10 protein-coding genes are annotated in these 13,544 nt (G+C 67.9%); 2 read left to right on the forward strand and 8 right to left on the reverse strand.

Going from position 1 to position 13,544, the window contains the following annotated elements; translation table 11 throughout:
• Positions 1-119: 119 nt before the first annotated feature.
• The 7 genes from ABD736_RS08570 to ABD736_RS08600 all read right to left on the reverse strand — a co-directional run bounded on the left by ABD736_RS08570 (position 120) and on the right by ABD736_RS08600 (position 8,681).
• The gene (locus ABD736_RS08570; protein WP_344791327.1) at positions 120-782 is read right to left on the reverse strand and encodes a class F sortase; all 663 of its coding nucleotides are present in this window, start codon (positions 780-782) and stop codon (positions 120-122) included.
• Entirely contained in the window at positions 779-4,432 is a 3,654-nt protein-coding gene (locus tag ABD736_RS08575; protein WP_344791328.1) for a beta strand repeat-containing protein, read from the reverse strand. The genes ABD736_RS08570 and ABD736_RS08575 overlap by 4 nt, the downstream gene beginning before the upstream one ends.
• A gap of 89 nt (positions 4,433-4,521) precedes the next feature.
• Positions 4,522-5,100 carry a hypothetical protein gene (locus ABD736_RS08580; protein ID WP_344791329.1) on the reverse strand — a complete coding sequence of 193 codons (579 nt, stop codon included), beginning with the start codon at positions 5,098-5,100 and terminating at the stop codon, positions 4,522-4,524.
• 306 nt (positions 5,101-5,406) lie between these two features.
• A complete protein-coding gene (locus ABD736_RS08585) occupies positions 5,407-6,897 on the reverse strand; it encodes a helix-turn-helix transcriptional regulator (RefSeq protein ID WP_344791330.1) in 1,491 nt (496 codons plus the stop codon).
• Between the two features lie 254 nt (positions 6,898-7,151).
• The gene (locus tag ABD736_RS08590; protein WP_344791331.1) at positions 7,152-7,868 is read right to left on the reverse strand and encodes a glutamine amidotransferase-related protein; all 717 of its coding nucleotides are present in this window, start codon (positions 7,866-7,868) and stop codon (positions 7,152-7,154) included.
• A gap of 8 nt (positions 7,869-7,876) precedes the next feature.
• The gene (locus ABD736_RS08595) at positions 7,877-8,029 is read right to left on the reverse strand and encodes a hypothetical protein (RefSeq protein WP_344791332.1); all 153 of its coding nucleotides are present in this window, start codon (positions 8,027-8,029) and stop codon (positions 7,877-7,879) included.
• A gap of 139 nt (positions 8,030-8,168) precedes the next feature.
• Entirely contained in the window at positions 8,169-8,681 is a 513-nt protein-coding gene (locus tag ABD736_RS08600; RefSeq protein WP_344791333.1) for a GNAT family N-acetyltransferase, read from the reverse strand.
• Positions 8,682-8,694: 13 nt separating this feature from the next.
• On the opposite strand from ABD736_RS08600, the gene ABD736_RS08605 reads away from it, so the two are divergent.
• Positions 8,695-9,255, forward strand: a complete 561-nt coding sequence (locus ABD736_RS08605) for a helix-turn-helix domain-containing protein (RefSeq protein ID WP_344791334.1) — start codon at positions 8,695-8,697, stop codon at positions 9,253-9,255.
• Between the two features lie 15 nt (positions 9,256-9,270).
• Here ABD736_RS08605 and ABD736_RS08610 read toward each other — a convergent pair whose 3' ends face one another.
• The gene (locus tag ABD736_RS08610) at positions 9,271-10,596 is read right to left on the reverse strand and encodes an alpha-galactosidase (RefSeq protein ID WP_344791335.1); all 1,326 of its coding nucleotides are present in this window, start codon (positions 10,594-10,596) and stop codon (positions 9,271-9,273) included.
• A 315-nt stretch (positions 10,597-10,911) separates the two neighbouring features.
• Here ABD736_RS08610 and ABD736_RS08615 point away from each other — a divergent pair, with 315 nt between their 5' ends.
• Positions 10,912-13,482 (forward strand): LuxR C-terminal-related transcriptional regulator, encoded by a 2,571-nt coding sequence (locus ABD736_RS08615; protein WP_344791336.1) that lies wholly within the window; start codon positions 10,912-10,914, stop codon positions 13,480-13,482.
• Positions 13,483-13,544: the final 62 nt, after the last annotated feature.

The following is a 13,544-nucleotide window of genomic DNA, read 5'->3' on the forward strand; positions in this document are numbered from 1 at the left end:
CCACGGCATCCAGATCAGATCATCGCCGCAGAGCGGACCCGCGGTGCTGCCCTCGATTTCCCAAAGCGGCGTCGCGCTTGGGGCGCGGACGGCATGTGCGTGCGATCCCTCGGAGCCCACTACGGCGTTGCAGACGTCTTCAACTTGGCGTAGATGATGAGGTTATCGGTGGATGGGACGCCGGTGGGTTTCTCGAGGCAGGTGATGATCGCCAGCCGGTTCGGCGTGTTGGCCCACAAGGTGTTCTGCGCGGCAATGTCGGTCTTCTTCACGAGCGTGCTGGTGGCGATCGTGTATTCGGTGCTGCCGACGAAGACCACGTCGCCTGGCTTCACTGCCGCTTGCTGACGACTGATGTCGGTGAGGTAGTTGCCGGGAGCCTTTCCGCCGCCGCGCAACGAGTGCGTGACCACATAAAGGGTCCCCTTGCCCGGCGCGGTCCGGGTGGTGCCAAGATTGCGGACTGCATACACCGACGTGAATCCAGGCGGGGTGAGCTGCCCGCCGGCCACGCTGATCGCCCCGAGCGGAACATTCAGCCCGACGGACGGGACGCGGAAGCGGGGACCGGTGTCGGCGATGGCGTGCATCTGCTTGCGCACCTTCGCAGGCGGCAGCGTTCCTGGGTCCAGAGCGACATGCTTGCCTGTCATGTCGGTCAGGGAGCCCGCGGCAGGCGGGGAGAGTGAAGCCGTGATGGCCCAGGTGGCCCCGACGGTGATCGCGAGGATCCCGGCCAGGGCCACCCAGAGGATGCGCGGCTTATGCAGCCAGGAGGTCACTCCTGGCCGTCCGCCTTACGGCGCATCCAGAACACCATCACTGCACTCAGCGCTAGCGCTGCGGCACCGGCACCTCCCAACCATAGGAACCGTGTCCAGGTCGGCGCGTGGGCGATGGTGTATCCGCCGGTGTTCACGGCCACCACAGGGGAGGGCGGGGGGCCGGTGATACCGGTGGTCGTGGCGCAGTCGCCGGCGTCGAGGCAGGCCCCGCCGGCCACCGTCGGATCGACGGTGTTCAGCAGCCTGTGGTTGCCGGTGTCGGGGTTGTCCACGGTCACCGAGTAGGTGATGCGGATCGTCTGCCCCACCGCCAGCGGGCCGGACCAGGACAGGGTGGTTCCGCTCAGCGTCGCCCCGTGCGAGGCGTCCTTGTTATAGGTCGCGTCGTCCAGGACGTCGGACATGTTGTCCTTGAACGATGCGGGGCTGGCGGCCGTGTAGGCGCTCTGACCCGTGTTCGTGACCGTTACCGCGTAGTGCACGGTCTCCCCCGGTTGGACCTGTCCGGTGGTCGAGACGGTCTTGACCACCGTGTAGGAGGCCACGTCCGTGCTCGTCAGGCACGAGCCGTCCGTGTCGCAGCCACCGCCGTTGCCGGTCGGGATCACAGTGTTCACGAGGCGGTGGTTGCCCTTGTCCGGGTCGTCCACCGTCACCGAGTACGTGATCTTCACCGTCTCACCGACCGCGAGCGGGCCCGACCAGGTGAGCGTGTGCCCGGAGACCGTCGCACCGTGTGTCGCGTCCTTGTTGTATGTCGCGTCGTCCAGCACGTTGCTCAGGTCGTCCGTGAAGGATGCCGGGGTCGCGGCCGTGTAGGCCACCTTGCCGGTGTTCACCACGGTCACCGTGTAGGTGACCTTCCCGCCGAGCTCCGTGTGGCTGGTCGAGGCGGTCTTGTCGACCGAGTAAGAGCCGGACGGCACATTCGAGGTGCACTCCGCGTTGTCGGCACCGGTCGGGCAGTCGCCGCCCGAGCCAGCCGGCGTCACCACGGTGTTGTCGAGGCGCTTATCTCCGGTGTCGGGGTTGTTCACGGTCACCGAGTAGGTGATCGTCACGGTCGCGCCGGCCGCGAGCGGACCCGACCAGGACAGAGTGTTCCCGGTCACCGTGGCGCCGCTTGTGGCGTCGCCGTTGTAGGTCGCGTCGTCGGTCACCTTCGACAGGTCGTCGGTGAAGGACGCCGGGTCAGTCGCCGTGTAGGCAGCAGCGCCCGTGTTCGTCACCTTGACCGTGTACGTCACGATCTCGCCGGGCGTCACCTCGGTGGCATCCGCCGTCTTGGTCACGTTGAACGCCTGCACCGGGTTCGTCGTGGTGCACTCGCCCGCGATGGTGCAGTCTCCGCCGTTGCCTGGCACGGGGGCGACCTCGTTGGTCAGCGTCCCGTCTCCGGAGCCGGCGGCCGCGACTTTCACCTGGTAGGTGATCGTCTGCGTCGCGCCCACCGCCAGCGGGCCCGACCAGGACAGCTGCGTGCCCGTCACCGTTGCACCCGCGCTTGCCGAGCCGGGCACGTACATCGCGTCGTCCAGCACCTTCGACAGGTCGTCGGTGAATGACGCCGGGTCAGCCGCGGTGTAGGCAGCGGCGCCGGTGTTCGTCACCGTCACGGCGTAGGTCACGGTGTCGCCCGGGTGCACCGGACCCGAGGCGCTCGAGGCTTTCGCGATCGTGAACGACTGGACCGGGTCGTTCGTCGCGCATTCACCCTCCGCGGCGCAGGACCCGCCCGCACCCGCCACGGCTGTGTTCTTCAGATCGCCGTCCCCGGCATCCGGGTCATTGATCGTCGCGGTGTACGTGATGGTCACGGTGGATCCCGTAGCGAGCGGGCCCGACCAGGACAGCGTGTTCCCGTTGATCACGGCCCCGTCGTCCGGACCCGAGGTGATCGCCGCGTCATCCGTCACGCCCGTCAGGTCGTCCGTGAACGACGCCGGCACAGCGTTCGTGAAGTCCGCGGCGCCCGTGTTCGTCACCGTGACCTTGTACGTCACCGTGTCACCCGGGTGCACATCCCCGGCAGGCGTCGCCGTCTTTGTGACGGTGAACGCCCGGATCGGGGTGGTCGTTGTGCACTCCCCCGTCAGGCACTGGCCACCGGGACCGGTCGGCCGGACCGTGTTCGTCAGTCGATTGTCACCGTTGTCCGGGTTGTCGACGGTCACCGTGTACGAGATCGTCACCGTCTCGCCGATCGCGAGAGGACCCGACCACGACAGCGTGCTGCCTGTCACGGTCGCCCCATTGTCCGGGCCTGTCGTGATCTTCCCGTCGTCCAGCACGCCCGACAGGTCGTCGGAGAAGGATGCGGGGTTGCTCGCGGTGTAGTCCCGCTCCCCCGTGTTCGCAACCTTGATCTGGTAGATCACCGTGTCGCCCGCGCGCGTCGTCGTGGTGGATGCGGACTTGGAGACGGTGTACTCCCCTGACGGGATGTTCACCACACACGCCGGGTCGTCGGATCCGGTCGCACAGTTACCGCCAGAGTCCGCCGGAGTCACCACACTGTTGTCCAGGTGTTTGTCCCCGTTGTCAGGGTTGTCCACCGTCACTGAGTACGTGATCGTCTCCGTCGCACCGACCGCAAGCGGCCCGGACCAGGCCAGCACGTTCCCCGTCACCGTGGCACCGTTGCTGGCATCCCCGTTGTAGGCGGCATCGTCGGTCACTGCCGACAGGTCGTCGGAGAACGAGGCCGGGTTGTCAGCCGAGTAGGCCACATCGCCGGTGTTCTTTACCGTGACCGTGTAGTGCACCGTCGCGCCCGGCGTGACCTCGTTCGTGTCCGCCGTCTTCGTGACGGTGAACGACTGCACGGGAGTTGACGTCGTGCAATTCGCTGCCGGGTCGCACGTTCCCCCCGGACCGTCAGGCGCCACCGCGTTGGTCAGCGCTTGATCCCCGTCGTCTGGGTTCTTCACGGTGACCGAATAGGTGATCGTCTGGGAAGCACCGGCCGCGACGGCTCCGGTCCACGACAGGGTGTCTCCGGTGACGGTCGCGCCGCTGGACGCGTCGCCGTTGTACGTAGCGTCGTCGAGCACACCGGACAAGTCGTCAGTGAACGATGCGGGGTTGGCTGTTGTGTAATCCCAGGCGCCGGTATTCCGGACCGTGATGGTGTAGGTGACCTTGTCGCCCGGGTGCGCAACGCTGGTCGAGGCGGTCTTCGCGACCGTGTAGGACGGTGCAGAGAAGCTGACCGTCGCGTCACCAGGAGGGTTGAGGCCGGTCTCGGTCACATTGCCGGGGCCGTTGGTGTAGTTGCCCGGCGTGGCTGAGGTGACCTGCACAGTAATCGTGCAGGACGCCTCACCCTGCCCGAGCGTGCCGTTGGTGACGGCAATCGACGTGGCGCCCGCTGTGACGGCCGTCGTGGCGTCACAGGTGCCGCCGACGGCCGAGCTCGCAAGCGTCAGACCGGCCGGGAGGTTGTCGGTGAATCCCCATCCGCTCTTCGATGACAGCTCACTTGTGTTGGTCACGGTGAAGGTGAGCGTCGAGATGCCGCCTGTGGGCACGGCCGCGGGGCTGAACGACTTATCCAGCTGTGGCGTCACGTCCAGTACGCGGATGTTGTCGAAGGCTGCGTCATTGCCTGCACCCACGCCGTTCGCGTTGCGCATCTGGATTCCCATTGAAGGCCCGCTGAGGAGGAACGAACCCGGGGCTGTGAAGGATCCGACGTTGACAGTACTTGCGGCAAGGTTGCCGGTCGCGGGGACACTCACGCTGCTGCCGGACGCGCAGGCGTTGATGATCCGCCCACGTTGGTTGCGGTGCCGGCGCTGTCCAGGAACGCGAATTGGTACTGCGGAGCCGAGACACTGCAGTTCTGGGCCGCCGTATCAACGCTGAATGTCAAGTAGCGGCCGGTTGATGTCGGCAAGGCGATATTCGTCGCGGTCTGAAACTCGACGGCGTTCGCACCGGGATTGTTTTCGGTGTACGCGGTCACAGCTTTGTTGGTCGTCTGTGTTCCCGAGGCGGCACCAAGCGCCCACACCAGCTGGCGAACATGCGACAGGTCGTCGGCCGCGCTGCAGTTGCCCAGCGCCGTTGTGCTGTAACTGATGACCTGGCCGTTGCAGTTCGCGAGCCAGCCGGCGTCTGCGGTATAGGTCTGGCCGGTCGCACCCGTATAGCTCGAGAGAAGGACGGGATTGTTGTTCGGGGTGTTCTGGAAGTTCTCCGTGTACACCGTGGTCGGTGCCGCCGGCGTTCCTGGATTGCCCGCCGCAGCCTGCGCGGCCGTGGGCGCACTCGTCGCGGCAACGGCGAAAAGGCCGGACGCAATCAGCGCCATGGAGACGAAGACCGCTGCGACCCCCTTGGCCCGGCCCCGTGCTCGACGACCGCCGCGAATGTGTGACGCCGGTCGGCGCCTGTCCCCTGAAGCTCTTGCGAGACGCACTGATGTATCCCCTCAAACGGTGCTGACGTGTGCAGGCACCGGTCGGAGGCGCCACACGTCACAGATGGCCTTCGAATCAACTCAAGTAGCGGGGACCGGATCCGCGCGAGGGAATGCACGCCAATCCATCCCGTTTCTCATGCCGGAGTCACCCTCTGCAGCGGAAAGCTCACCCTCGGCGTCCCCCGTTCCGGGGGTCTACTCGGGGTAGTGCTGCAGCGCCTCGTCGCGAGTGTGGACGTCGAGCTTCCGGTAGAGAGAGTTGAGATGCGTTTTTACCGTGTTCGGCGACAGGTGCAGTGCGGCCGCCACTTCTTTGGTCGTGCCGAATTGACGCAGTGCACGCAGGATTTGGGCTTCGCGGCGAGTCAGGTTTGCGCGGGGACGGTAAAGGTAGCTGTTCGCACCGGAAACCGCATCGTCGTCTGACAGCGCCTCAAGCTGCGATCGAACCTCCCGGTCTGCCTCCAAGAGCGCGATGCGGGCTCCGGTGTCACGCAGCAGAAAAGCCGCGCGGCGTGCGGCGCGATGGGACACTGCGCCGCACGCCACACGCTCCACTTGCGCGCGAAGCACGGAGAGACTCGGAGTGACGCCGCTTTCGGATTCCGCCTCGTGAAGCAATCGCGCAGCGATATCGCCGCGTCGACGCAGCAGTTCCAGCCGAACCTTCGAGAGCCGTACGGCTGGGTGAGGACGGGCGCCATCGGGAGCGTTGAGTTCCCGCTCTGCCGCCGAGAGGTCACCTAGCATCATGAAGAGGTCCGCCATGTCCGCGCGCAGGAGCTTGCTCGCGAGGGCAGGCGCTGCTGTGCCGCCCCGCAGCTGCAGATGCCGTCGAATGTGGGAGACGCCCTCGTGCGGGTCGCCCCAGAACAGCTCGAACCGAGCTCGCGCGTGTACGGCAACCCACCACATCTCGCTGAAGTAGGTGCCCTCGTCGTCGGCATCTTGGATCGCCGCTTGTGCCGCCTGCGGATCCGCGCCGCCGACCGCGATCAGCGCACGCGTCACGAGCCCGACCGTCTCATAGTGGTAGCGCAAACCATGGGCCAAGGTGGTGCGGCGCCCGCGGTCCTCGAGCCAACGTCGGGCGGCGGTGAAGTCCTCTCCCAGGGCTGCTGCCAGCGCCAGATGATCCTTCACGAGCGATTCGATCGGATGGACGGGGCCGATGTTGGCCCACCTATGCGCCTCTGCGAACAACTGCGTCGCGGCGGCGGCGTCGCCGACCAGTAGCTTCGCCGTACCGATGCGTAGCAACGCGGTCGGCAGGACGTCCGGGAACCCGGCGTGCTCGCGGGCCCCCCGGATGACTGCGATCATCCGATCGGCGATCTGTTCGGCCTCGAAAAAGCGCTGCGAGGACATCAGTGCCCGCAACCGAGCAGACAGGACGCCGAGCTGATCTCGGGCCGCCGGTTGCGGCTGTGCGGCCACCCATGCGGAGAACGCCTCTTCAGCTTCGGAACCCACCAGAGGCAACGGTCCCCGAGCTGCACCGATTCCGCGAGTCATCAGATGTCTGGGGTGGTCCCGGTACCACTCATCGGGCGCAGTGTCGAGCGCCTCGTACACAAGCTCGGGATCGGTCAGCAGGAGCGCAAAGAAGCTTCGATTGAAGAGACGGTCGATGTCTTCCCACCGGTCTTCGCGCAGTGCCGCGCGCAACTCATCTATTGCGGTCATTGATGTCCCACACACGAGCGATAAAAAACCCCACGAAATACATCCCCGGACCGGCGCACTGGCGTATGCGGCCAGCGCCGGAGCGCCGCTCACGCGAGGCATTTCCGATGCCACTCAGCTGCGAGCGAGGCCGCACATCGAACGCTCTCCCAAAACGCCGACATTGACGACAATAAGCCGAAAACTGCGCAGACCCGCGACGCCTGGGCAGCGGTGCACGCTCAGCACTCCAGGCCGCCGCCCGATGTGCGGATCTACGCTTCGACGGCCTTTGCGGGCCCCCGCGAGGCCGCGCCGGCCACTGCTGAAATGAACGCCCGGATCAGCGGATGAATCGGAGCGCCGGTGCTCGCCCCGATGTGCGGCTGGAACATGCTCGTGACGAAGAACACATCCCCGGGGAACTCCAGCACCTCCGCGCCCGCGTCCTCGGCCCGGGCTCCGACGACCACGCCTGCGTCCTCGAGCGCGGAGATCGCCTGCACGGTTGGGGCGTAGTTGCAGAAGTGCATCCCAGTGAATGGGCCGTCGCACCAGCTGTGGAACTGAGTCCCCGCGACCGGAGTGACAGTCCGCTCCTCCCCGTAAAGAGAACAAGCCAATACCTCGACCGCGTTGTCGGCGGCCTCGCCGTCCGATTCGGCGTGCGTGGCGGCCGCGCCGATGACGTTGCGCACGTACTCGATCACGGCGTACTGCATTCCGCCGCACGTGCCTAGAAACGGGAGCTGGCTCTCCCGCACGGCCGTCAGCGCCTCATAGACCGCATCATCAGACGCATACGGCGACCCGGGAACCAGCCAGATGCCGTCGTAGTCGCGCACATCGAAGAGGGAGTCAGTCGGCACCCATTCCGCGACGACGCCGAACTCATCACCCAACCGAGGGATCAGTGCGTTCAACTCGCGGTGGCTGATGTGACCTCGGTCGTCGCCGAGCAGGGCAATTGTGGGAATCGCTTCAGGGTGCACGTTCGATGCTATCCGGGACCCTCGTCATCTTCCGGTCTCGGTTCACCCTTGCTCGCGGGCCGATCGGGGTGCAGCGCCGCCTCGACCAGGTAGCTGAGATCCATAGGCTTCGTCGGCGGCAGCGAGATCGCGGTCGGCGAGGCGGCGCTGTACTCGTGCATGCGGGCGCCCCTTCCGGACATCAGGGCTCTTGCGGCGAACCCAATAGCTCGAGCATAGGCGATCGTCTAGGAATGTGAATCGCCCATCAACGGGGGTCGACGCGAGCTTCTGTCGGTCGTTGCGAGGACAACGCCGAGCTCACAGCATCAGCTGCAGAATCGTGAGGTCGAGCCAGCGGTCGAACTTGGTGCCCGCCTGCTTCACCGTTCCGATCGTCTCAAATCCGAGACGCTGATGCAGTGCGATCGACGCAAGGTTCCCCGCTTCGATATCGGCGATCATCGTATGCATCCCCGCCGCCCGCGCCGATGCGATCACCGCGTTCAGCAACAGCGCGCCGATGCCGCGACCACGATGGCCGTCGGCGAGATACACCGAGTCCTCTGCGGTGAAGCGGTAGCCCTCCTTCGCGCGCCACGGGGCCCAGCATCCGTATCCGAGCACAAAGCCGTCGCACTCTGCGACAACCATCGAATCGCGTTCGAGGTGCTCATCCACCCAGGCGGCCGCCTCGCTCATGCTCTGAGTGATGCCCGTCCAGATCGCCGTGCTCGTGAGGATCGCGTCATTTCGGATCTCACGGATGCCACCCGCATCGGCGGCCGTCGCCGGACGGATCATCACGTCACCAACCGTCATCTGCACGTCCACTATCGTAGACGGCATGAACTCGTTGGGACAGCGTCTTCGCGCTGAGCGCGAGCGCCGAAGCTGGTCGCTGTCAGAATTGGCCGCACTCTCCGGAGTGTCGCGCGCCATGATCAGCCGTATCGAGCGCGACGAGAGCAGCCCGACGGCCACGATCCTCGGAAAGCTCTCCGGCGCGCTCGAGCTGAGCATCTCGACGTTGCTGCGCACCGAGACGGAGCATCCCGGAATCCGAATCGGAACCGTTCGCCGCGCGTCCGACCTGCCGCTGTGGCGCGACCCCGAGACCGGCTACCAGCGTCGCCAGCTCTCCCCGGCAGGCTTTCCGACGGATCTCACGGAAGTGCTGCTGCCGCCCGGGGCGCAGGTCAGCTACCCCGCTGCGGCATACGCGTTCATCAGGCAGCTCGTCTGGGTCATCTCAGGTGACCTGGTGCTGATCGACCACGATCGGCGCCACGAGCTGCACCCGGGCGACGTCTTCCAGCTCGGCGAGCCCGCCGCACGCCAGTTCCACAACCCCGGGTCGGTCGAATGCCGCTACGTCGTCGCCGTCGCCCGCCGTGACGAGGCCTGAATCAGTGCGAGCCGGTCACTGTTCGGCCACCGGCTCCCAGCGAATGAGGGCGGCGCCGTGCGCCGGCAGATCGAGTCGCAGCGCACGGCTGCCGGGGGCGACGCCGCGCGCGGCATCCGATTGCGTGCTCACGCTCTCGGTGACGAGCGGATGCTTCGACCACAGCTCGGTCAGCGCGCCGCTCCCCGCCGGAAACGCCAGCGAACGCACATCGACCACGAGCTCGCGGCCCGCGCCCGCGAGATTGAAGACGGCGGCGTAGCGCACCTCTCCTGGGCCGTTGGCGCCCCAGATCACGGTCCCGCCCTCGCGGAAGAGCTCGCGATTGTGGTGGGAGTCGCGGTGCACGGCAAGCGCGCCGGCGTTTCGGAAGAGCTCGACGGTGTCGGGGTCGCTGCTCGGCAGGTCGCCGCCGATCATCAGCGGCGAGCGCGCGATGAACCAGAGGGTGAGCAGTGACACGCGCTCGGCGGCGGTCAGGCGGTCATGGCGCGGCTCGCCGCGCTCCGCCCTGATGCCGATGCGACCGAGCGGCAGCATGTCGCCGTCCGGCCACCCCTGCTCCGAGGCAGCGGGTGCCCAGCGGGCGAAGCGGGCGAAGTTCGCCTCGACGTCTTCCCACCGGTCCCAGAGATCGTCGCAGACGCGCCACATCGTCGCGTGCTCGCGCAGGTGATCGAGATGCGCAAGCGACAGGTCGCGACCGGGCGAGAGGCTCAGCTCGATGTCGCGGCCACTGCGCCGGATGGCGCGGGCGTATGCCTCGATGTCGGCGGCCTGGTACGGCCAGAGCATGTCGTCGGCCTTGATGAAGTCGACGCCCCACTGCGCGTAGAGCGCCAGGGTGCTGTCGTAGTACGCCTGCGCGGCGGGATGGGAGTGGTCGAGGCCGACCATGTCGGGGTTCCACTCGCAGACGTTCCCGGTGTCCGCGACGTCAGAAGCGCGGGCATCCGTGCCGAGAATCGGCGTGCCGGCGGCGAGCGCGCGCCGCGGAATGCCGCGCATCGTGTGAATGCCCAGCCGCAGCCCGAGCGCGTGAATCCTCTCGGCCAGCGGGCCGAACCCGCGGCCTCCCGCCGAGCTCGGGAATCGCACGGGGTCGGGTATGAGCCTGCCGTAGTCGTCCATGCACAGGGCGGCGCCGGCGTTGTAGCCGTGACTGCGGGCCGCGGGGTCTGACCAATCGATGTCGATGACGACGGTGTCCCACCCGAACTCGAGCAGCCGCTCGGCCATGAACTCCGCGTTCGCGAGCACCTCGCTCTCGGTGACGGTGGTGCCGTAGCAGTCCCAGCTGTTCCAGCCCATCGGGGGGCGATGCCTCGTCGCGTCGCGCATGCGGTCGAGGCTAACCGGCGATGGCGACTGGCGTGGCCGGACCCACCGGCAGGAAGTGCGCAACCGGCGTCGACCGCCTGGGTGCCCATCGGCATGGTCACGACGGGGTGAACGGCCGCCGCCCGGGTTTTGGAGGGGGAGAGTTCGACGGCGGCCGTGATGCAAAGTTACGAACGGGCGCCGGATTGCTCGTCGGCCCTGCGGCGCGATCGCCGCGTTTCACCCACCCAGTTCACCCGCCCCACCCCCACTCCGGGGTGCACAGCCTGGTCTACCCCATGTCGAGTATTCGACTGTTCCTCATAAGCTGGCGCCGTGGCCACGGTGTTTGGGGCTCCCCGCGTTCCTGCGGCCTTCGTGGCGCGCCCGCGCGTGTGGCGCCTGTTCGACACCGATGCGCAGCTGCTGATCGCCCGCGCGGGCGCCGGTGCGGGCAAGACGATCGCCGCTGCCGGGTGGAGCTCCGCGCGCGACGCCGAGGGCGTATGGGTCGATGTCGTGGCCGGGCTGGCGACGAGCGCCGCGTTCTGGGCGGCCACCATCGAGCGACTGGCGGATGCCGGCCTGCTCGACCCCGCAGCGTCGTCGGTCGTCACAGCCGAAACCCTCGCCGGTGTGCCGGAGCTGCGGCCCGTCGTCGTGCGAACCCTGTTGCGCCTGCCCCGCGAGGTGCTTCTGGTCATCGATGAGGCGCACCTGCTCGAGCAGCAGACGGTCGAAGACCTGGTCGCGATCCTGCCGCGCGTTCCCCTGCGGGTTATCGCTCTGGGCCGGCCAGGCAGCGCACTCGACGCGACGCAGCTCGGCATCACCCTTGCGCCGCGCGTCGTGACCGGCGACGAACTCGCGTTCGACCGCGACGAGCTCGCGGAACTGCTCGGCAGCAGCGCCGACGACGCGATGCTCGATGCGGTGCTCGCGGCCACCGCAGGAACGCCGATTCTTACCCGCGCCATCGCCGCGGCGGGTGTCCCGACGGGTCTGCATGGCTCCGAGCTGGCGCGCGAGCTGAGCGCCACTGTCACCGAGTCGATCCACTCGCTTCGCGCCGCTTCTGCCGCATACGCCGCTGACCCGCAGTTCGCACTGCGGCTCTCGATCGCCGACGCCGTGGACGGCGGCCTCGCGCGCGAGCTCACCGGCCGCCCCGACGCACCCGCGCTGCTGCGCGCGGAGGCCGAGGCGGGGCTCGGCACGTGGAACCTCGGCACCACAGACCCCGAGTTCCGCTACTCCCCCGCGGTTCTCGCTGCGCTGCGCGACGAGGCCGAGCGCACCTTGCGCGACGAACTGCCGAGACTGCATCGTCTTGCGGCGACTCACGCACTGGCATCCGCTCGCACGTTCGACGCGCTCAGCCAAGCGATCGCCGCACACGACCTGCAGCTCGCGAGCCAGGTCGCCGTCACCGACTGGTTCGGCTTGCTGCGCGGCCACGGCACGCAGGTCGAGAGGCTTCTCGCCCGGGTCTCGCGGCACGCGCTGCGCCAGGCGCCCGTGCTCGAAATGCTGCTCGCGCTCCACTACAACGCGCAGTCGACGAGGCGCATGCGGGCCATCGAGCTGTTCGCGCTCGCGGCACTCGACAGCCGGCGGCACCCGTCTGCGGACCCTGCGGCGCGCGCGTTGCTGGCCGCGATCGAGAGCGCGAGCATGCGCGTGCTCGGCCGAGACGAGCGCACCAAGATCGCGGCAGAGCGGGCGGATGCCGCGCTGGCCGAGCTCGGGCCGGAGGCGCGCGCCCGCCTCGGCAGCAATCTGATCGCGATGCTGAACCACCTCGCCATCAGCTATTTCGCCGTCGGCGACGTCCCCAGGGCGCTCGAGCACGTCGAACTGGCCCTCGCCGAGGACGAGCCGGAGCGCCGCGGGCACACGTTGGCCCTGGCCGCCGGGTTCCAGGCGCTGCTCGGCAACCTTCCGGCTGCGCGGCGCTACGTGGCCGCGGCCCAGATCGAGCCCGGCATCGAAGGCTGGCACGACTCGTACACCGGCGCCTTCTACCGCATCGCGCGCGCGGTGCTCGCGCTCGAGGCCGAGGACCTCGATGAGGCGCAGCGCGAGCTGGATGCGCTGATTCCGCACCTCGACACGATCGAGCACTGGGGAGTCGTGGCGTACCTGCAGGCCGTGATCGACGTGAGCGCCGGGCATGCCGTGCAGGGGCTCACCGCCCTCGTCGCGCATCGCCGCCGCGGCGCCCGCGCGACCTTGACCGCGGGGCAGCAGGAGTGGGTCGACGGCGCTCACGTCCTGCTCCTGCTCGCGGCGGGGTACCCGGCCGAGGCGCTCGGCATCGTCGGGCGCGGGTCACGCACGGGCATCCTGCCGACTCTCGCCCGCGCGCGGGCCCAGCTCGCCCTCGGGCACCCGCAACGTGCGATCGATGCCTTGCGCGGCTACGACGACCCGGAATTCGCGACGGCGCACCCCCGCGCGAGTATCGAGGCGCTCACCCTGCTCGTCGCCGCCAACAAGCGGCTCGGGCACGACGAGGCGGCCTTCGACGGGCTGCACCGGGCCATCGGAATGATGCGCGCAAGCGGCGTGCGCTACGCGGCCGCACTCGTGCCCAGCTGGCGGTCGGATCAGCTGCTCGCCTGGGTGCGCGAGCATGACCGCGATGAGCTCGCCATGCAGATCGAGCAGTTGGGGTGGCCGGCGGCAGTGCTCCGTGCCGTGAACCCGATGACCGCCCTGACCGACCGCGAGACCGCCGTGCTGTCGAGACTCGTGGCGGGCGCGACCCGAGCCGAGATCGCCCGCAGCCTGTTCGTCTCCGAGAACACGGTCAAGACGCAGCTGCGCAGCCTGTACCGGAAGCTCGGAGTCGAGACGCGCGAGGGGGCGATCCGTGTCGCTCGCGAGCGCAGGCTGTTGCACTGAGCAAGCTCAGACTCTCGCCGGCCGTTGACCGGACCGGATGCTGATTCCTATTCACGAACGCC

Source organism: Gryllotalpicola daejeonensis (assembly GCF_039538145.1).
Lineage (GTDB): Bacteria > Actinomycetota > Actinomycetes > Actinomycetales > Microbacteriaceae > Gryllotalpicola > Gryllotalpicola daejeonensis.

What these genes read in the sequence shown, in the direction of transcription:
- ABD736_RS08575 (WP_344791328.1), bottom strand. Translation starts at nt 4,432, where the DNA reads ATGGGAATCCAGATGCGCAACGCGAACGGCGTGGGTGCAGGCAATGAC.
- ABD736_RS08580 (WP_344791329.1), bottom strand. Translation starts at nt 5,100, where the DNA reads ATGGCGCTGATTGCGTCCGGCCTTTTCGCCGTTGCCGCGACGAGTGCG.
- ABD736_RS08610 (WP_344791335.1), bottom strand. Translation starts at nt 10,596, where the DNA reads ATGCGCGACGCGACGAGGCATCGCCCCCCGATGGGCTGGAACAGCTGG.
- ABD736_RS08585 (WP_344791330.1), bottom strand. Translation starts at nt 6,897, where the DNA reads ATGACCGCAATAGATGAGTTGCGCGCGGCACTGCGCGAAGACCGGTGG.
- ABD736_RS08605 (WP_344791334.1), top strand. Translation starts at nt 8,695, where the DNA reads ATGAACTCGTTGGGACAGCGTCTTCGCGCTGAGCGCGAGCGCCGAAGC.
- ABD736_RS08595 (WP_344791332.1), bottom strand. Translation starts at nt 8,029, where the DNA reads ATGCACGAGTACAGCGCCGCCTCGCCGACCGCGATCTCGCTGCCGCCG.